The following is an 18,843-nucleotide window of genomic DNA, read 5'->3' on the forward strand; positions in this document are numbered from 1 at the left end:
GAGAAAGCTTGGAATCTGCGGGCCAGTTTGACTACATCATCGTGGGCGGAGGGACGGCGGGCTGTGTTCTCGCGAATCGCCTCACGCAAAATCCAAAAAACCAGGTGCTATTAATCGAAGCGGGAGGAAAGGACGATTACGTCTGGATTCACATCCCGGTCGGTTACCTTCACTGCATCAATAATCCGCGTACGGACTGGCTGTTTCGCACCGAACCGGATGTGGGCCTGGGCGGCCGCAGCTTGATTTACCCGCGCGGAAAGGTTCTTGGCGGGAGTTCTTCGATCAACGGCATGATCTATATGCGCGGCCAGGCTAACGATTACGACCAGTGGGCCGAGCTATGCGGCGATCCACGCTGGCGCTGGTCGGAAGTCTTGCCTCTATTCCGCAAGAGCGAAGACCATCACGGCGGCGTTTCGGATTTCCACGGCGCCGGCGGCGAATGGCGTGTTGAAAAGCAGCGCTTGCGTTGGGACATTCTTGACGCGTTCCGCGATGCTGCGGAACAGACAGGCATCCCGAAGGTAGACGATTTCAACCGCGGTGACAATTTCGGCTGTTCATATTTCGAGGTGAACCAGAAGCGCGGGATCCGCTGGAATACTGCGAAAGCTTTTTTGCGAGCCGCGACCGGGCGCCCCAACCTGACGTTGATGACGGGCTGCCACGTTGAAAAACTGGTGCTGGAGGAGGGTGTCTGCAAAGGCGTCATATTCACCGGCGGTGGTACTCGCTGGAACGCGGAGGCGCGTGAAACCCTGCTGGCGGCTGGAGCGATCGGTACGCCGCAGATTCTTCAGCTGTCCGGCATCGGCCCTGCAGACATGCTGGCGCAGGCAGGCGTGCAGCCGGTGCATGATTTGCCCGGCGTCGGAGCCAACCTGCAGGATCACCTGCAGCTGCGCATGGTATTCAAAGTCCAGGGCGCGCGGACATTGAACACCCTGGCTTCAAGCTGGTTGGGCAAGGCACGCATTGGGCTTGAATATGCGCTGTTCCAGAGCGGGCCGATGTCGATGGCGCCTTCACAGATGGGCGCTTTTGCACGGTCGGGTCCTGAGCAAGCCACGCCTAACCTGGAGTATCACGTGCAGCCGCTCTCGCTGGAGCGCTTTGGCGAACCGCTGCACGACTTCCCTGCTTTCACCGCGAGCGTTTGCAACCTGCGCCCAACCTCGCGCGGCCATGTGCGCATCGCTTCGGCCGACTCATACGCGCCGCCGAAAATTACGCCGATGTACTTGAGTACTGACGAAGACCGGCGCGTGGCCGCGGCTGCGCTGAACCTGACGCGCAAGATCGTTTCCGCGCCTGCGCTGGCGAAATACAGGCCGGAAGAATGCAAACCCGGTGTGCATTTTCGCACCGACGAGGAGTTGGCCGAGGCTGCGGGGTCCATCGGGACCACGATTTTCCACCCGGTCGGCACCTGCAAAATGGGTCGCGCTGACGACGTTTCGGCCGTGGTTGACAGCGAATTGCGGGTTCTCGGCGTGCGCGGCTTGCGCATCGCCGACGCCTCGGTGATGCCCACCATTACTTCCGGTAACACGAATTCCCCGGTAATCATGATTGCGGAAAAGGCAGCGCTTTTGTGTATGATCTAGCAAAACCGGGGAGACGCAATGTCCGACTTCATCTTGGAAACAAAGAGTTTGACCAAGGAGTTCAAGGGATTCACCGCTGTCGCCAACGTGGACCTGCAAGTCCAGCGAGGGCATATCCACGCCTTGATCGGTCCGAACGGCGCCGGCAAGACGACATGCTTCAACCTGCTGACCAAGTTCCTGGTGCCCACCTCGGGCCAGATTCTCTTTAACGGCAAGGACATCACCTCGCACAAGCCGGCGCAGATTGCGCGCATGGGCGTGATTCGTTCCTTCCAGATTTCCGCAGTTTTCCCTCACCTGACCGTGCTCGAGAATGTGCGCATCGGCTTGCAGCGCAAGCTGGGTACGACCTTCCATTTCTGGCGCAGCGAACGCACGCTGGAGCGCTTGAATGGCCGCGCGATGGAATTGCTGGCCGAGGTCGACCTGGCTTCGTTCGCCGATACGCTGACGGTCGACATGCCTTATGGCCGCAAGCGCGCCTTGGAGATCGCCACGACGCTGGCCATGGAGCCCGAACTGATGCTGCTCGACGAACCAACCCAGGGCATGGGCCACGAGGACGTGCACCGCGTTACCGAGTTGATCAAGAAGGTTTCCACCGGGCGCACGATCCTGATGGTTGAACACAATATGAGCGTGGTCTCAGGCATCTGCGACCGCATCTCCGTACTGCAGCGCGGGGCGGTGCTGGCGGAAGGACCGTATGAAGAAGTGTCGAAGAACCCGCAAGTGATGGAAGCCTATATGGGAACCGAAGCATGACGGCCGCGCTGGAGATCAGCCAGCTCCAGGCCTGGTATGGCGAGTCGCACATCCTGCATGACGTGAACCTGAACGTGAACCACGGCGAAGTGGTGACGCTGCTTGGCCGTAACGGCGCCGGCCGCACCACGACGCTGCGGGCCATCATGGGCTTGACCGGAACGCGCAAGGGTTCGATCCGCATCAATGGCCAGGAAGCGATCGGTTTGTCGACGCACAAGATTGCCCACTTGGGAGTCGGCTATTGTCCTGAAGAGCGTGGCATTTTTTCTTCGCTTACCACCGAGGAAAACTTGCTGCTTCCGCCGGCGTTGAAGACCGGGCAGGGCATGCCGGTCGAAGAAATCTACGAGATGTTCCCGAACCTGAAGGAGCGCCGAACGAGCCAGGGCACGCGCTTGTCCGGCGGCGAGCAGCAGATGTTGGCGGTGGCGCGCATCCTGCGCACCGGTGCGCGCCTGCTGCTGCTGGATGAAATCTCGGAAGGGCTGGCGCCCGTTATCGTGCAAGGGCTGGCGCGCATGATCCGCACGCTGAAGGCCAAGGGTTACACGATTGTGATGGTCGAACAGAATTTCCGGTTCGCGGCACCGCTGGCGGATCGGTTTTATGTCATGGAACACGGTCGGATTGTTGAGAGTTTTGCGTCATCGGAATTGGACGCCCGCATGCCGGTATTGACCGAGCTGCTGGGCGTTTGAATATCAAAACTGAAAACGGAGACACTATGAAACGCAACGCCATTGCCTTTGCAGCAGCCCTTTGCGCCTTTGGTAGCGCGCACGCCCAGATTTCCGGCGACACCATCAAGATCGGTTTCATTACCGATATGTCAGGCGTCTACTCAGACATCGACGGGCAGGGCGGCGCCGAAGCGATCAAGATGGCGATTGCCGATGCCGGAGGTGCGATCAACGGCAAGAAGATCGAATTTGTTTTTGCCGACCACCAGAACAAGGCCGATATCGCCGCCTCCAAGGCGCGCGAGTGGTTCGACCAGCAGGGCGTGGACATGCTGGTTGGCGGCACAAATTCCGGCGCCAACCTGGCAATGGCAAAAGTGGCCGCAGACAAGAAGAAGGTCTTCATGGTGGTTGGTGCCGGCTCCTCGCGCCTGACCAATGAAGAATGCACGCCCTACACCGTGCACTACGCCTACGACACGGTGGCGCTGGCGCGTGGTACCGGCAGCACCATGGTCAAGCAGGGCGGCAAGAACTGGTACTTCCTGACCGCCGATTACGCCTTCGGCCACTCGCTGGAGAAGGACACGAGCGAGGTGGTCAACAAGTCGGGCGGCAAGGTGATGGGCAATGTGCGCCATCCCTTCCCTGGGACCGATTTTTCGTCCTTCCTGATGCAGGCTTCATCCTCGGGAGCGCAGGTGCTTGGCCTGGCGAATGCCGGCGGCGACTTTATCAATTCGGTGAAGGCAGCCAATGAATTCGGCGTGTCGAAGAAGATGAAGATGGCAGGCCTGCTGGTGTTCATCAACGACATCCACTCGCTTGGCCTGAATGCCACCGCCGGCATGTACCTGACTGACGGCTGGTATTGGGACATGAACGACACCACGCGCGCCTGGTCAAAACGCTACTTCGCGAAGATGAAGAAGGAACCGTCGATGCTGCAGGCGGGCGATTATTCTGCCGCATCGCAATACCTGGCTGCGGTGAAGGCCGTGGGCACGGACGATTCGGACAAGGTGATGGCGAAACTGAAATCGACCACCATCAAGGATGTCTTCACCACCCATGGCGTGATCCGGCCGGACGGCCGCATGGTGCACGATATGTACCTGATGGAAGTGAAGAAGCAGTCGGAGTCCAAGTATCCTTGGGATTATTACAAGGTCGCTGCGACGATTCCTGGCGACCAGGCCTATATGTCGAAGGCTGAATCCAAGTGTGCCCTGTGGAAGTAAGCTAGATGGAAATCTTCGGCCGCCCGCTTCCGATGATGATGTCCCAGCTTTTGCTGGGGCTCGTCAACGGCTCTTTTTACGCCATGCTGTCCCTCGGCCTTGCCGTGATTTTCGGTCTGCTGAATGTGATCAATTTCGCGCACGGCGCCATGTACATGATGGGCGCCTTCCTCGCGTGGATCGGCATGACCTACTTCGGCATGAGCTATTGGAGCGTGCTGTTGCTGGCGCCGTTGATCGTGGGTGTCTTGGGTGTGGTGATCGAAAGGACGATGCTGCGTCGCCTGTACAAGCTTGATCATCTCTATGGGCTGTTGTTGACGTTCGGGCTGACCCTGCTGATCGAAGGCGGATTCCGCTCGTTTTACGGGGTTTCAGGGCAGCCGTTTGAAACGCCCGAGGCCTTGCAGGGGGCGACCGACCTTGGATTCATGGTGATGCCGAATTACCGCGCCTGGGTCGTGTTGGCCTCCCTGGTGGTTTGCCTGGTGACCTGGTTCGTGATCGAGAAGACGAAACTGGGCGCTTACCTGCGCGCCGGCACCGAGAACCCAAAGTTGGTGGAAGCGTTCGGGATCAACGTTCCCTTGATGGTGACCCTGACCTACGGCTTCGGCGTCGCTTTGGCGGGCTTTGCAGGCGTCCTGGCGGCTCCAATCCAACAGGTGACACCCTTGATGGGGTCGAACCTGATTATCGTCGTATTCGCCGTTGTGGTGATCGGGGGCATGGGGTCGATCCTGGGTTCGATCGTGACCGGCCTGGCGCTCGGCGTGATCGAGGGGCTGACGAAAGTGTTTTATCCCGAATTCGCCAACACGGTCGTATTTTTGGTGATGGTCATCATTTTATTGCTGCGCCCCGCTGGCCTGGTTGGCAAGGAACGTTAAATGAACAAGAAGCTGGGCTATTCCATCGCATTCGTGCTGGCGCTGGGGGCGCCGTTTGTCGGCTATCCCGTGCTGCTGATGAAGCTCTTGTGCTTCGCATTGTTTGCCTGCGCGTTCAACCTGCTGATCGGCTTTACGGGGTTGCTGTCGTTTGGCCATGCAGCCTTCTTCGGGGCGGCGGGCTACTTTGCGGGCAACGCTCTGAAGAATTGGGGGCTGTCGTTTGAACTGAGCTTGCTGGTTGGCGTGGTGGCCGGTGCGGTGATCGGGTTGGTTATGGGCGGCCTGGCGATTCGGCGCCAGGGGATTTACTTCTCGATGATTACGCTGGCGTTGGCGCAGATGGTGTATTTCGCGGCGCTGCGCTTTACCGATTTCACTGGCGGCGAAGACGGCTTGCAGGGTATTCCGCGCGGCAAGCTGCTCGGGGTGCTGGACCTGGGCAGCGACCTGACGATGTATTACGTGGTCCTGGGGATTTTCATCGCGGGCTTTGCCCTGATCATGCGCACCGTGCATTCGCCCTTCGGACAGGTGCTGAAGGCGATCAAGGAGAACGAGCCGCGAGCGATCTCACTGGGCTATGACGTGGACAAGTACAAGCTCGCGGCGTTCGTGCTTTCCGGCTCGCTGGCCGCGCTGGCTGGTGCGACCAAGTCGATTGTGTTGGGCTTTGAAACGCTGACCGATGTGCACTGGGCGATGTCCGGCCTGGTGATTTTGATGACCCTTGTCGGCGGCATGGGCACGCTGGTTGGGCCGATCATCGGCGCGATTCTGATCATCGCTTTGGAGAACAAGCTCGGCGACTTCGGCACCATGATTGCCGGAGCCACCGGTATCGAGTGGTTCTCCACACTTGGCGAAGCGGTCAGCCTGGTGGTCGGCTTTATCTTCGTTGCCTGCGTCCTGTTATTCCGCAAAGGGATCGTTGGGGAGATCCTTTACCTGCAAGCGAAGAAGCGCAAGGCCTAGTTGGCGGGTTTGAGGCGGGAGCTATCGACCCAGCCGGCGGCGACTCTCGCAGCTTTCGGATGCTGGTAGAAGACCAGCGTATAACGGCCGTGAATGCGGGATGCCTCGAGCCGGTCGCCCGGCACCACGAAGGTGCCGGCGATTTCGCAGCGCTCGTCCGGTGCAGAATGGAATTGCAGTCTCCCGTCGCCTGCCGCGATAAGGGCTGCAAGCAGCCGGCTGCTCTTTTCGTTCGCTTGTTCGTGCTTCGCGAAACACGCTTGGCTTACCGCTGCCAGCTCGTAGATCTTCCCATCCCTCCACGTGATCTGCTCAATTTTCCCCCCGCCGGGTTGGCGCAAATGGACGACAGGATACTGGCCAGCGAAGCTGATTCCTGCGATTTCGGTGCAGGCGCCGAAAGGGGGAGAGACCTGGAGCGGCGCCTTGGATTGAATGCTGAGTAAGCGAAAAGCGGCTGGACATTCGTGGGCCGGCTGCCAGGAGCGGACGAGGACGAAGTCCTTCGTGGCTTCTGGAATAAGCCGGAGGATTGCTGCGTCATCGGCGTCGTCGATGGCGAATGCTCTTTGTCCGTTGTGAAAACCGCCGGCTTGGTGGCGACATAACGAACTTCAGTGCGGCCGAAGCGCCCGTCAATTCCATCGCCTGCGGCGGCGGTTCCGGCCATTAGCGAAATCAGAAGTAGAAGGAACGACCGACTGGCCATGTGAAGTATCCGCGCGTTAAGGAACGCGGATTATATCGTTGAGGGCCGTGTTATTTCAGAGCGCCAATTTGTATAGTGCGTGGGCGTCGTCGCGTGTGACCGGTCGTGGATTGTTGCCGAGCAGGCGGGTTTGCTTCATGGCCTCATCGGCCAGCAGGTCGAGGTCGCTGGCGGTGATGCCGACTTGCTGCAGCGTGCGAGGCAGCCCCGTGATGATGGCGAATTGTTGCATTGCAACAGCGAGTGCTTCGGCGCGCGCTGCGGGGCTGCCTTCGGTGTGGGGAACGATAATTGTCGCCAGCTCGGCATATTGCTCGGCGCATGCCTCTGCGTTGAAGCGCAGCACGTGGGGCAACACCAGCGAGTTCGATAGCCCATGCGGGACATGGAAGACGCCGCCGATCGGATAGGCTAGGGCGTGGACTGCCGCGACGGGCGCGTTGGCGAAGGCTTGACCAGCCAGCATCGCGCCGAGCAGCATGGCCTGACGTGCAGCCAGGTCGTGTCCGTTCTCACAGGCGCGGATCAGGTGGCGTGATAGCAGGCTCAAGGCTTGGCGGGCCAGGCCGTCGGAGAGGGGATTCTTCTTGTGTTTGCTGGTGTAGGCTTCAATGGCGTGAACCATTGCGTCGATACCAGTTGCTGCGGTTACTGCAGAGGGCAAGCCAATGGTGAGCTCGGCATCGAGTATCGCCATATCGGCGAAGAGTTGAGGAGCGACGATGCCCATCTTGCTGGTGGCGCCGGTGGTCACGATGGAGATGTTGGTGACTTCGGAACCGGTGCCGGCGGTCGTCGGGATTTGGACCAGGGGTAGGCGCGTTCCGCGGACATTGCCAATGCCGTAGATTTCTGCGAGTGATTGCGGGCTGTCGGCGAGCACGGCGACCAGCTTGGCAACATCCATTGAGCTCCCTCCGCCGAGACCAATGACGAGTTCGGTCTCGTTCTGGCGGGCGAGTGCGAGTGCCTGTTCGATCACGTGTTCGGGCGGATCAGCTACCACGTCCGCAAATTGTTCCACGTGAAACATTGCCGAGCGCAAGTTGGCGATCGGTGCTTCGGCCAGTCCGGTGCGCAGGAACCCTTGGTCGGTAACGAGCAGCACGCGGCGGAGGTTTGGGAACCGTGCGCGAAGTTCCTTGCCCAAGTCCCTTGTCGCGCCGGGGGCAGACAGGATTACGGGAACGGTCGCGAAGCTGAAAGAGGTGATCTGGTTCATCAGGGGAGCTTACACCAGCCTCGGGCGCCCTGTTGAGTTCCGGCTTACAATATTACGTTTCTGAATCAGTTGGGGCGGGGTGATGGTCGAGTATGGTTTGTTGGCTGGGGCTGCGTTCGCGGCAGGTTTTGTGGATGCGGTAGTTGGAGGCGGCGGACTGATCCAGATTCCCGCTCTCTTCTCGGCGATGAGCGGTACTCCGCCAGCGACGCTATTGGGAACCAATAAGGTTGCCAGCGTATTCGGGACCAGCGCTGCGGCAGTGAACTATGCGCGACGCACGCAAATCGCCTGGACGACCGTGGCACCGGCGGCGATCGCGGCTTTCCTGTTTGCCTTCCTCGGAGCCTATACCGTCACCAGGATTCCGCCTGACTTCTTGCGAGGACTGCTGCCATTTGTGCTGTTGGCGGTGGCCGTTTATACCTTCTATCGCAAGGACCTGGGCAGTGTTCACGCTCCGCTGCACACCGGTACCAAGGAGAGGGTGCTGGCGGTGTTGGTCGGTGCGGGGATTGGTTTCTATGACGGCTTCTTTGGCCCTGGCACCGGGAGCTTCCTGGTCTTCCTGTTCGTTCGCAGCTTTGGCTTCGACTTTCTCGGCGCCTCGGCGGCTGCCAAGGTGGTGAACGTGGCGTGTAATGTGGCGGCAATCCTGTTGTTCGGATTCACTGGCCACATCATCTGGCAGCTCGGCTTGATGATGGCGGTGTGCCAGGTGGTTGGCTCTGTGCTGGGTACCAAACTGGCGCTGAAGCATGGGAGTGAGTTTGTGCGCCGCCTGTTCCTGGTCGTAGTGGTGCTTTTGATCGTCAAAACCGGCTATGACGCATGGATTAAGTGATAGTGTTTCACGTGAAACAATGTTGAAGAGGGTGCCAAACGGCGCCCTCTTTTGTTTCACGTGAAACATTTCGATCAAAAAAATCCTGCCCAAAAAATTCGCACGGTCGAAAAAACTTTATAATTCAGTTCGATCCCCAGCTTTCCCCCATTTTTACCATGTTATTTCCAACTGAATTCGACGTTATCGTTGTCGGCGGTGGTCACGCCGGTACCGAGGCGGCCCTCGCTTCCGCCCGCATGGGCCAGAAGACTCTCCTGTTGACCCACAACATTGAGACGCTGGGTCAGATGTCGTGCAATCCATCCATTGGCGGCATTGGCAAAGGCCACCTCGTCAAAGAGGTCGACGCAATGGGTGGCGCCATGGCCATCGCAACCGATGAGTCGGGCATCCAGTTCCGTATCCTGAATTCCTCCAAAGGCCCTGCCGTGCGCGCGACTCGCGCCCAGGCCGACCGTATCCTGTACAAGGCCGCTATTCGCCACCGTCTGGAAAACCAGCCCAACTTGTGGCTGTTCCAGCAGGCTGTAGACGACCTGATGGTGGAGGGCGACCGCGTCGTTGGCGCCGTCACCCAGATCGGCTTGAAGTTCCTGGGCCGTGCTGTCGTGCTGACCGCTGGCACATTCCTGGACGGTAAGATCCACGTCGGCCTGCAGAATTTCTCGGCTGGCCGTGCCGGTGATCCGCCAGCGATTTCGCTGTCGGCACGCCTGAAAGAATTGAAGCTGCCACAAGGCCGCCTGAAGACCGGTACGCCGCCACGCATCGATGGCCGCAGCATCGACTTTTCGCAAATGACCGAACAGCCAGGCGACCTGGACCCAGTGCCAGTGTTTTCAGTGATGGGCAATGCCTCCATGCACCCGCAACAGTTGCCGTGCTGGGTTACCCATACCAACCAGAAAACCCACGATATTATTCGTGGCGGCCTGGACCGTAGCCCGATGTACACCGGCGTGATCGAGGGCGTTGGCCCGCGTTACTGCCCGTCGATTGAAGACAAGATTCACCGCTTCTCGGCCAAGGAATCGCATCAGATCTTCCTGGAACCGGAAGGCCTGACGACCCACGAGTTCTACCCGAACGGAATCTCGACCAGCCTGCCATTCGATGTGCAGATCGAGCTGGTGCGTTCGATGAAGGGCCTGGAAAACGCGCACATCCTGCGTCCGGGCTACGCCATCGAGTATGACTATTTCGACCCGCGTGGCTTGAAGGCTTCGCTGGAAACCAAAGCCATCAATGGCCTGTTCTTCGCCGGCCAGATCAACGGCACCACCGGTTACGAGGAGGCGGCAGCGCAGGGCATGCTGGCAGGTATCAATGCGGCATTGCAAACCAAGGGCGAAGAAGCCTGGACGCCAGCCCGTTCGGAAGCCTACCTCGGCGTGCTGGTCGATGACCTGGTGACTCAGGGCGTGCAAGAGCCATACCGCATGTTCACCAGCCGTGCTGAATACCGCCTGAGCCTGCGTGAAGACAACGCTGACATGCGCCTGACAGAAATCGGGCGTAAGCTCGGCGTGGTTGGCGACGCGCAATGGGAAGCATTCGATCGCAAACGCGAGGCCGTGGCGCAGGAACTGGAGCGCCTGAAATTGACCTGGGTCAACCCACGCATTCTGGCGGCAGCCGAGTCGGAACGCGTGATTGGCCAGGCCATCGAACGCGAATACTCGCTGGCAGACCTGCTGCGCCGTCCGGGTGTCGGCTATGAAAAGCTGATGACCATGACCGGCAATGAAGGCCAGCCGCTGGCAGGTCCCGGCGTCACCGATGAGGCAGTGATGGAGCAGATCGAGATTACCCTGAAGTACTCGGGCTATATCGATCGCCAGTTGCGTGAAGTCGAGCGTCACGAGCACTACGAAAACCTGAAGTTGCCGGAAGGCTTCAACTACGCCGAGATCACGGCGTTGTCGATGGAAGTGCGGCAAAAACTGCAGAAGCATCGTCCGGAAACCCTGGGCCAGGCTTCGCGTATTTCGGGCGTGACTCCGGCGGCGATTTCGCTGCTGCTGGTGCACCTGAAGAAAGCCGGTTACGGCGGCTTTGTCACACTGAAAGACGAGGCGGCTTGATGGCGGTATTTGATCGCGCCGCGTTGGCGCACGTGTTGAAGAATGGCGTCGAAAAGCTGGACCTGGGCCTGAGCGAAGCACAACAGGAAAAACTGCTGGACTACCTGGCCCTGCTGAACAAGTGGAACAAGGTGTACAACCTGACGGCCGTCCGCGACCCGATGGAAATGATGACCCTGCACGTCCTGGATTCGCTGGCAGCAGTGCCGGCATTCACGGATGCGCAGAATGTGCTGGATGTCGGGGCAGGGGGCGGATTGCCGGGCGTAGTGCTGGCGATTGCCAGGCCGGAGATGAAAGTGTCGATGATCGACATCGTCCACAAAAAGACGGCCTTCCTGAATCAGGTCAAAGCAGAGCTGGAACTTGGCAACGTAACGGTGTACACAAAGAAGGTGCAGGAACTGCAGGTCAAGACGCCCTACGACGTCATCACCTCGCGGGCCTTTGCGGACCTCAGCGATTTTGTGAACTGGTCCGGGCACCTGCTGGCAGAGGGCGGTCGATTCATAGCCCTGAAAGGCACGGCGCCGGCAGAGGAGCGAGAGCGACTGCCGGACCCATGGAAAGTGAACGAGCTACAGCCTTTGCAAGTACCAGGACTGGATGCACAGCGTCACCTGGTTTTCATCGGCAGGGCGTAACTGGCTAAACAGTATAAATAATTTTAATCGTTTATACGAAATAAATAGTATAAACGGTTTATACCGAATAAACGATTTAGACCATATAAGAAAACTCGATGGCCAAAATTTTCTGTGTAGCAAATCAAAAGGGCGGCGTAGGTAAGACTACCACGACTGTGAACCTGGCCGCCGGCCTGGCCAAACTAAATCAACGAGTGTTGCTTGTTGACCTCGACCCTCAGGGTAACGCGACAATGGGCGCGGGGATCAACAAGGCGACGCTCCAAGCTTCCACTTATGAAGTCTTGCTCGGCACGGCCGACGTGGCGACTGCACGCGTGCGTTCGGAAGCGGGCGGCTTTGATGTGTTGCCTGCAAATCGTGAACTGGCCGGCGCCGAAGTCGAGATGGTGCAGCTCGAGAATCGCGAGCGCCGCCTGCGCGACGCACTGGGCCTGGCTGCCAAAGACTATGACTTCATGCTGATCGATTGCCCTCCTGCGCTGTCGATGCTGACTCTGAATGGTTTGTGCGCGGCGCATGGCGTGATCATTCCTATGCAGTGCGAGTACTACGCGCTGGAAGGTTTGTCCGACCTGGTTAACACCATCAAGAAGGTGCATGCCAACCTGAACCCGGACCTGAAGATCATCGGCCTGCTGCGCGTGATGTTTGATCCGCGCATGACGCTGTCGCAGCAAGTCTCGGCCCAGCTCGAGCAGCACTTCGGCGACAAAGTATTCAAGACCATCATTCCGCGCAATGTGCGATTGGCCGAGGCGCCGTCCTACGGCATGCCGGGCGTGACCTTCGACCCGACCTCGAAAGGAGCGCAGGCCTACATCGCCTTCGGCGCAGAGATGGTTAAACGTATCAAGAAAATGTAATCAACGATGGCAACTAAAAAAATGAAAGGCCTCGGCCGCGGCCTCGACGCGCTGCTCGGTGGCGACGAAGATCCGTCCAATCCAACTTCCCATCCGACGCCGTCGGAAATGGCGGTGCAATTCCTGCAAGCCGGTAAATACCAGCCGCGTACACAGATGGACGAGGGCGGCCTGGCGGAACTCGCTTCGTCGATCAAGACCCAGGGCATCATCCAGCCACTATTGGTTCGACCGGTCGGTATTGACAAGGGGACTGGCCATGTCAAATATGAAATCATCGCGGGCGAGCGACGTTTCCGTGCGGCACAACTTGCCGGATTAGAAACTGTGCCGGTCCTGGTGAAGGACGTGGACGACACGACCGCGGCCGCGATGGCCCTGATCGAGAACATCCAGCGCGAAGACCTGAACCCGCTGGAAGAGGCGCAGGGTATCCATCGCCTGATCACCGATTTCAGCTTCACCCATGAACAGGCGGCCCAGGCAGTCGGCCGCTCGCGTTCGGCTGTGTCGAACTTGCTGCGCCTGCTGAACCTGGCGGAGCCAGTGCAGACCATGCTGATGGCAGGTGATATCGACATGGGCCACGCGCGTGCCTTGCTGGCTGTCGATGCGGCATCACAAATTGCTTTGGCGAATGTTGTTGTAGCGAAACGACTATCGGTGCGGGAAACCGAGAAACTTGTCCACAACCACATGGAAGAGGCTAAGTCCAAACCGGCGCCGCGTGCGAAGGAAAAGTCGGGCGACATCAAGCGGCTGGAAGAGGAGCTGTCCGATACCCTGGCTACCTCGGTCGTATTCAAAATGGGCGCCAAGGGGCGTGGCCAGATGATTATCGATTTCGCGGATCTCGATATTCTGGATGGGGTGATTGCCCGTCTGCGCGGCTAAAACCGGTAAACCAGTGTCTGACCCTGTGGGTCAGACACTGTCGTACCGGTTTTGAAAGAGCGCCATGCACCAGAGCTGACAGTTCCCTGTCAGCCTGCTGCGCTATTCTGGCGCGCTATTACCCTGTGAGTAATCTGCATTTGCACGCTTTTTGGGCAGAATTTCTTGTTGTTTGAGTGCCTTTTTGCGATGCACCACGTTTGACCTTGGCAACGTAAACAAACTATAATCCCGTGTCTTTGGGTCTAAAGGAATGGTGGCAAGTGAGTGATTCTTCAAGAAGTATCGCCTGGCCAGTTTTCCGAGTAGTTGCCCTGCAGTTCACCATCGCCGTCCTCTTTTCCGCTACCGTGGCGCTTTTCGCCGGGGTGGAAAAAGGCTGGTCCGCAGCCGTGGGCGGCGGTATGGCAGTGATCGGGAGCCTGATTTACGCGCTGATGGTAGCGCGCGGCACCGATGATGCAAAGAAAGCATTTCGGACGCACTTCCGCGCCGAGATGCTGAAGGTATTTGTAACGGCAGTGCTGTTTATTTGCGCACTGGTGCTGTTTAAGTCAGCCGCCTGGTTATGGCTGATCCTGGGATTCGTAGTGGCAACCCTGGCTTACTGGCTGTCGCTGCTCAAGATTTAATCATTAAAAATTCGGACCTATGACTACTGAACACGCTACGGGCGGTCACGCCGGCCCGGCTAACGCCACCGAGTACATCCAGCACCACCTTTCGCACCTGAATTCCGCTGGTGATGTTGTCTCCCCTAATTCCATCAACCTGGACACCTTCTGGATCTCCCTGATCCTTGGCTTCGTGTTCCTGGGCATGTTCTACATGGCTTCCCGCCGCGCCACCGCTGGCGTGCCAGGCAAGCTGCAAAACTTCGTTGAGTGGGTCATGGAGATGGTCAACGAGACCGTCAACTCCGCATTCCACGCCAAATCCAAAGTTATCGCTCCACTGGCCATTACCATCTTCGTATGGGTCTGGCTGATGAACGCCATGGACTTCCTGCCTGTCGACCTGCTGCCTAAAGTGCTGAGCTGGTTCGGTGTGCACAAGCTGCGCGTTGTGCCTACCGCCGACGTGAACCACACCTTCGGCATGTCGATCGGCGTCCTGCTGTGCATCATCGGCTTCTCGATCAAGGCAAAAGGCGCTGGCGGCTGGACCAAAGAACTGTTCACCGCACCGTTCCACGCTCACGGCACCGTCGGCACCATCATCCTGGCACCGATCAACTTCATCTTCCAGATGCTGGAGCTGTTCGCCAAACCAATTTCCCTGTCGCTGCGACTGTTCGGCAATATGTACGCCGGCGAGCTGATCTTCATCCTGATCGCACTGCTGCCATGGTGGGCACAGTGGCTGCTGGGCGGCCCATGGGCAATCTTCCACATTCTGATTGTTACCCTGCAAGCGTTTGTGTTTATGGCGTTGACGGTTGTGTACCTGGCCCTCGCGGTTGAAAAGCACTAATCAGCAACTTATTCGTAGTATTTGGTTTTAGTTTTTTGGTATTTTCGTTTTTTTTAAATTAGGAGAAATCTAATGCAAGCTCTGATCGCACAAGTACAAAGCATGACCGTTCTGGCCGTAGCAATCATCGTTGGCCTGGGCGCCATCGGCACCGCACTCGGCTTCGCTATCCTGGGCGGCAAGTTCCTGGAAGCTTCGGCACGTCAGCCTGAACTGATGCCACAACTGCAAACCAAACTGTTCGTTATCGCTGGTCTGCTGGACGCGATCTCCATGATCGGCGTTGGTGTTGCTCTGCTGTTCACCTTCAACAACCCATTCCTGACCGCCCTGACCGCCGCTGCTGCTCAGTAATCTTTCTCCTGAATCTGGAGAAAACTTTTAGGAGCAAGGTATGAACATCAATATGTCTCTCATCGGTCAGATGATCACCTTCGCGGTGCTCGTCTGGTTCTCGATGAAGTTCGTATTCCCAGCGCTGAACAATGCGCTGGATGAGCGTGCCAAGCGAATTGCAGATGGTCTGGCTGCCGCCGACCAAGGTCAGGCTTCGATGCAGAAAGCTGAAAAAGCTGCTGCAGAAGCCATGACCGCTGCCCGTAACGATGCGTCTTCGCTCGTTGCGGACGCTGAAAAGCGTGCTCAACTGGTCGCTGAAGAAATTAAAGCAAACGCACAAGCCGAAGCTGCCCGCATCGTGGCACAAGCTAAAGCTGAAGCTGAGCAGCAAGTAACCCAGGCCCGCGAAGCGCTGCGTGGCCAAGTGGCTGACCTGGCTGTGAAGGGCGCCGAGCAAATCCTGAAGCGCGAAGTCAACGCGTCGGCTCACGCTGACCTGCTGTCTCGCCTGGCTACCGAGCTCTGATTATGGCAGAGCTCGCAACCGTCGCCCGTCCTTACGCGGAAGCCCTCTTCCGCGTAGCCCAGGCTGGCAACCTCGCGCAGTGGTCCGATCTGGTGTCCGAACTGGCCCAGATCGGTTCGCATGAAGAGGTGCTGGCATATGCCCGCAATCCAAAAGTTCTGGATAGCGATGTCATCGCAGCCATCAAGGCCTTGCTGAAATCGCCGCTCAACGCGGAAGCGAACAACTTCCTCTCGATGCTGATCGAAAACGGTCGTATCGCATTGCTGCCGGAAATCGGTGCCCAGTTCGCGCTGCTGAAGAATGCAGCCGAAGGTGCGGCAGACGCCGAAATCACGAGCGCATTCGACATGAGCGAAGCCCAAGTGGCCGAGCTGATCAAGACGCTGGAAAAGAAATTCAGCCGCAAGCTCAAACCAGTCGTGAAGACCGATCCTTCGTTGATCGGTGGCGTTCGCGTCGTGGTTGGCGACGAAGTGCTGGACACTTCGGTCAACGCCAAGCTGCAGCAGCTGCGTTCCGCGCTGGTCGCCTAACCGGGCCGCCTTTCGCGACAGCTAGAGAGAAAACATTTAGGAGTTAGTATGCAACTCAACCCATCCGAAATCAGCGAGCTGATCAAGAGCCGGATCCAAGGCATTGATGGCGGCGCTGAAGTGCGCAATCAAGGCACCGTAATTTCCGTAGCAGACGGTATCTGTCGCATCCACGGCCTGTCGGACGTGATGCAAGGTGAGATGCTGGAATTCCCAGGCAACACCTTCGGCCTGGCAATGAACCTGGAGCGTGACTCCGTTGGTGCCGTTATTCTGGGCGCCTACGAGCACATCTCCGAAGGCGACACCGTCAAGTGCACCGGCCGTATCCTGGAAGTTCCAATCGGTCCTGAACTGCGTGGCCGCGTTGTTAACGCCCTGGGCCAGCCGATCGACGGCAAAGGTCCTGTTAACACCACCCTGACCTCCCCAATCGAAAAGATCGCTCCAGGCGTTATCGCCCGTGAGTCCGTCGGCCAGCCTATGCAGACCGGCCTGAAGTCGATCGACGCGATGGTGCCAATCGGCCGTGGCCAGCGTGAGCTGATCATTGGCGACCGTCAGACCGGTAAGTCCGCCGTTGCAGTTGATGCCATCATCAACCAAAAAGGCCAGGGCGTTACCTGTATCTACGTTGCTATCGGCCAGAAAGCATCGACCATCAAGAACATCGTGCGTTCCCTGGAACAGCACGGCGCGATGGAGTACACCATTGTTGTGGCCGCTTCCGCTTCGGAATCCGCAGCAATGCAGTACATCTCGGCTTACTCCGGTTGCACCATGGGCGAATACTTCCGCGACCGCGGTGAAGACGCCCTGATCGTGTACGACGACCTGTCCAAGCAAGCAGTTGCTTACCGTCAGATCTCCCTGCTGCTGCGCCGCCCACCTGGCCGCGAAGCATACCCAGGCGACGTGTTCTACCTGCACTCCCGTCTGCTGGAACGCGCTGCTCGCGTGAACGCCGACTACGTCGAAGCCTTCACCAAAGGCGCTGTCAAAGGCAAGACCGGTTCCCTGACCGCACTGCCGATCATCGAAACCCAGGCTGGCGACGTTTCCGCGTTCGTTCCAACCAACGTGATTTCGATTACCGACGGCCAGATCTTCCTGGAAACCTCGCTGTTCAATTCCGGTATCCGTCCTGCGATTAACGCAGGTATCTCGGTGTCCCGCGTTGGTGGCGCTGCCCAGACCAAGGTCATCAAGAACCTGTCCGGCGGTATCCGTACCGACCTGGCACAGTACCGTGAACTGGCTGCGTTCGCGCAGTTCGCTTCCGACCTGGACGAATCGACCCGTAAGCAGCTGGACCGCGGTGCCCGCGTGACCGAACTGCTGAAGCAGGCTCAGTACTCGCCACTGTCGATTTCCCTGATGGGCGCTTCGCTGTTCGCAGTGAACAAGGGCTTCCTGGATGACGTCGCTGTCAAGCGCGTGCTGGCTTTCGAAGCCGAACTGCACTCGTTCCTGAAGACCAAGCACTCCGCTCTGCTGGCCAAGATCGAAGAAACCAAGCAACTGGACAAAGACGGCGAAGCTGCGCTGTCGGCCGCCATTGCCGAGTTCAAGAAATCCTTCGCAAACTAATATTCGGGGGCCCGGCGACGGGCCTCCACGCAAAGGAGAAGGATCATGGCAGTAGGTAAAGAGATACGTGGCAAGATCAAGAGCGTAGAGAATACGAAGAAGATCACCAAGGCGATGGAAATGGTCGCTGCATCGAAAATGCGCAAGGCGCAGGACCGTATGCGCGCCGCCCGTCCCTACAGTGACAAGATTCGTAATATCGCTGCGAACTTGGCTAACGCCAATCCAGAGTACACGCACCCGTTCCTGGCTGAAGCCGGTACGGAAGCCAAGGCTGTGGGCTTTATCATCGTGACGACCGACAAGGGTCTGTGCGGTGGTATGAACACCAACGTTCTGCGTATGGTGACCAACAAGACCCGCGAGCTGGAAGCTGCAGGCAACAAGATTGAAGCAGTCGCAATTGGTAACAAAGGTTTGGGCTTCCTGAACCGCATCGGTGTACCAGTGGTCGCACAAGCTACCCAGATCGGCGATACGCCGCACCTGGAAAAGCTGATCGGCCCAGTGCAAGTGATGCTGGAGAAATTCCAGGAAGGCAAACTGGACGCCGTTTACCTGTGCTACACCAAGTTCATCAACACGATGAAGCAAGAGCCGATGGTCGAGCAGCTGCTGCCGCTGACCGCGGACAAGATGAAGGCCGATGAGCACTCCCACAACTGGGACTACATCTACGAGCCGGACGCTGCTTCCGTGATCGACGAACTGCTCGAGCGCTACATTGAAGCGCTGGTGTACCAGGCCGTTGCAGAAAACCTGGCGTCCGAGCAATCGGCGCGTATGGTGGCGATGAAGTCCGCATCGGACAACGCCGGCAACGTGATCGGTGAGCTGAAGCTGGTCTACAACAAGACCCGCCAGGCTGCAATTACCAAAGAACTGTCTGAAATCGTCGCCGGTGCGGCAGCGGTTTAAACGAATTTAACTATATTTGAAGGAA

Annotated in this window: 20 protein-coding genes; 18 read left to right on the forward strand and 2 right to left on the reverse strand. The window is 58.3% G+C overall.

Going from position 1 to position 18,843, the window contains the following annotated elements; translation table 11 throughout:
* The first annotated feature begins 8 nt into the window (after positions 1 to 8).
* Genes ACN9MW_RS01670 through ACN9MW_RS01695 form a run of 6 tightly spaced genes read left to right on the forward strand, consistent with a single transcriptional unit; the run spans position 9 to position 6,167 of the window.
* Positions 9 to 1,610, forward strand: coding sequence for a GMC family oxidoreductase (locus tag ACN9MW_RS01670; protein WP_426166961.1), 1,602 nt, complete (start codon positions 9 to 11; stop codon positions 1,608 to 1,610).
* Between the two features lie 18 nt (positions 1,611 to 1,628).
* On the forward strand, positions 1,629 to 2,378 hold the full coding sequence (locus tag ACN9MW_RS01675) for an ABC transporter ATP-binding protein (protein WP_426166963.1): 750 nt from the start codon (positions 1,629 to 1,631) through the stop codon (positions 2,376 to 2,378).
* Entirely contained in the window at positions 2,375 to 3,079 is a 705-nt protein-coding gene (locus tag ACN9MW_RS01680; protein ID WP_426166965.1) for an ABC transporter ATP-binding protein, read from the forward strand. Before ACN9MW_RS01675 ends, ACN9MW_RS01680 begins: the two co-directional genes overlap by 4 nt.
* Before the next feature lie 26 nt (positions 3,080 to 3,105).
* Positions 3,106 to 4,302, forward strand: a complete 1,197-nt coding sequence (locus tag ACN9MW_RS01685; RefSeq protein ID WP_426166967.1) for an ABC transporter substrate-binding protein — start codon at positions 3,106 to 3,108, stop codon at positions 4,300 to 4,302.
* 5 nt (positions 4,303 to 4,307) lie between these two features.
* Positions 4,308 to 5,192, forward strand: a complete 885-nt coding sequence (locus ACN9MW_RS01690) for a branched-chain amino acid ABC transporter permease (protein WP_426166969.1) — start codon at positions 4,308 to 4,310, stop codon at positions 5,190 to 5,192.
* Positions 5,193 to 6,167: a branched-chain amino acid ABC transporter permease gene (locus tag ACN9MW_RS01695; RefSeq protein WP_426166971.1), complete on the forward strand. Its 975-nt coding sequence runs from the start codon at positions 5,193 to 5,195 to the stop codon at positions 6,165 to 6,167.
* Here the strand turns inward: ACN9MW_RS01695 and ACN9MW_RS01700 are convergent.
* Both ACN9MW_RS01700 and ACN9MW_RS01705 read right to left on the reverse strand, forming a co-directional pair.
* Positions 6,164 to 6,508, reverse strand: coding sequence for a hypothetical protein (locus ACN9MW_RS01700; protein ID WP_426166973.1), 345 nt, complete (start codon positions 6,506 to 6,508; stop codon positions 6,164 to 6,166). The genes ACN9MW_RS01695 and ACN9MW_RS01700 overlap by 4 nt on opposite strands.
* 423 nt (positions 6,509 to 6,931) lie before the next feature.
* Positions 6,932 to 8,089 (reverse strand): iron-containing alcohol dehydrogenase, encoded by a 1,158-nt coding sequence (locus tag ACN9MW_RS01705; protein ID WP_426172092.1) that lies wholly within the window; start codon positions 8,087 to 8,089, stop codon positions 6,932 to 6,934.
* Between the two features lie 91 nt (positions 8,090 to 8,180).
* Here ACN9MW_RS01705 and ACN9MW_RS01710 point away from each other — a divergent pair, with 91 nt between their 5' ends.
* The 12 genes from ACN9MW_RS01710 (at position 8,181) to atpG (ending at position 18,818) form a co-directional block, all read left to right on the forward strand.
* Positions 8,181 to 8,942 (forward strand): TSUP family transporter, encoded by a 762-nt coding sequence (locus ACN9MW_RS01710; protein ID WP_426166975.1) that lies wholly within the window; start codon positions 8,181 to 8,183, stop codon positions 8,940 to 8,942.
* A gap of 158 nt (positions 8,943 to 9,100) precedes the next feature.
* On the forward strand, positions 9,101 to 11,029 hold the full coding sequence (gene mnmG / locus ACN9MW_RS01715) for a tRNA uridine-5-carboxymethylaminomethyl(34) synthesis enzyme MnmG (protein ID WP_426166977.1): 1,929 nt from the start codon (positions 9,101 to 9,103) through the stop codon (positions 11,027 to 11,029).
* On the forward strand, positions 11,029 to 11,673 hold the full coding sequence (rsmG, locus tag ACN9MW_RS01720) for a 16S rRNA (guanine(527)-N(7))-methyltransferase RsmG (protein WP_426166979.1): 645 nt from the start codon (positions 11,029 to 11,031) through the stop codon (positions 11,671 to 11,673). Before mnmG ends, rsmG begins: the two co-directional genes overlap by 1 nt.
* Before the next feature lie 98 nt (positions 11,674 to 11,771).
* Positions 11,772 to 12,542, forward strand: a complete 771-nt coding sequence (locus ACN9MW_RS01725; protein WP_055939498.1) for a ParA family protein — start codon at positions 11,772 to 11,774, stop codon at positions 12,540 to 12,542.
* A 6-nt stretch (positions 12,543 to 12,548) separates the two neighbouring features.
* On the forward strand, positions 12,549 to 13,436 hold the full coding sequence (locus ACN9MW_RS01730; RefSeq protein ID WP_426166982.1) for a ParB/RepB/Spo0J family partition protein: 888 nt from the start codon (positions 12,549 to 12,551) through the stop codon (positions 13,434 to 13,436).
* A gap of 263 nt (positions 13,437 to 13,699) precedes the next feature.
* A complete protein-coding gene (locus ACN9MW_RS01735) occupies positions 13,700 to 14,068 on the forward strand; it encodes an ATP synthase subunit I (protein ID WP_090435673.1) in 369 nt (122 codons plus the stop codon).
* Positions 14,069 to 14,087: 19 nt separating this feature from the next.
* On the forward strand, positions 14,088 to 14,909 hold the full coding sequence (gene atpB, locus ACN9MW_RS01740) for a F0F1 ATP synthase subunit A (protein ID WP_426166984.1): 822 nt from the start codon (positions 14,088 to 14,090) through the stop codon (positions 14,907 to 14,909).
* A 72-nt stretch (positions 14,910 to 14,981) separates the two neighbouring features.
* Entirely contained in the window at positions 14,982 to 15,263 is a 282-nt protein-coding gene (atpE, locus tag ACN9MW_RS01745) for a F0F1 ATP synthase subunit C (protein WP_426166986.1), read from the forward strand.
* A 40-nt stretch (positions 15,264 to 15,303) separates the two neighbouring features.
* A complete protein-coding gene (locus tag ACN9MW_RS01750; protein ID WP_057262245.1) occupies positions 15,304 to 15,774 on the forward strand; it encodes a F0F1 ATP synthase subunit B in 471 nt (156 codons plus the stop codon).
* A 2-nt stretch (positions 15,775 to 15,776) separates the two neighbouring features.
* Entirely contained in the window at positions 15,777 to 16,310 is a 534-nt protein-coding gene (locus ACN9MW_RS01755) for a F0F1 ATP synthase subunit delta (RefSeq protein WP_426166989.1), read from the forward strand.
* Between the two features lie 48 nt (positions 16,311 to 16,358).
* A complete protein-coding gene (gene atpA / locus ACN9MW_RS01760; protein WP_342115707.1) occupies positions 16,359 to 17,900 on the forward strand; it encodes a F0F1 ATP synthase subunit alpha in 1,542 nt (513 codons plus the stop codon).
* 45 nt (positions 17,901 to 17,945) lie between these two features.
* Positions 17,946 to 18,818, forward strand: a complete 873-nt coding sequence (gene atpG / locus ACN9MW_RS01765; protein WP_426166991.1) for a F0F1 ATP synthase subunit gamma — start codon at positions 17,946 to 17,948, stop codon at positions 18,816 to 18,818.
* Positions 18,819 to 18,843: the final 25 nt, after the last annotated feature.

The sequence above is a fragment of the Pseudoduganella sp. R-34 genome (assembly GCF_049904655.1).
Classification (GTDB): domain Bacteria; phylum Pseudomonadota; class Gammaproteobacteria; order Burkholderiales; family Burkholderiaceae_D; genus Rugamonas.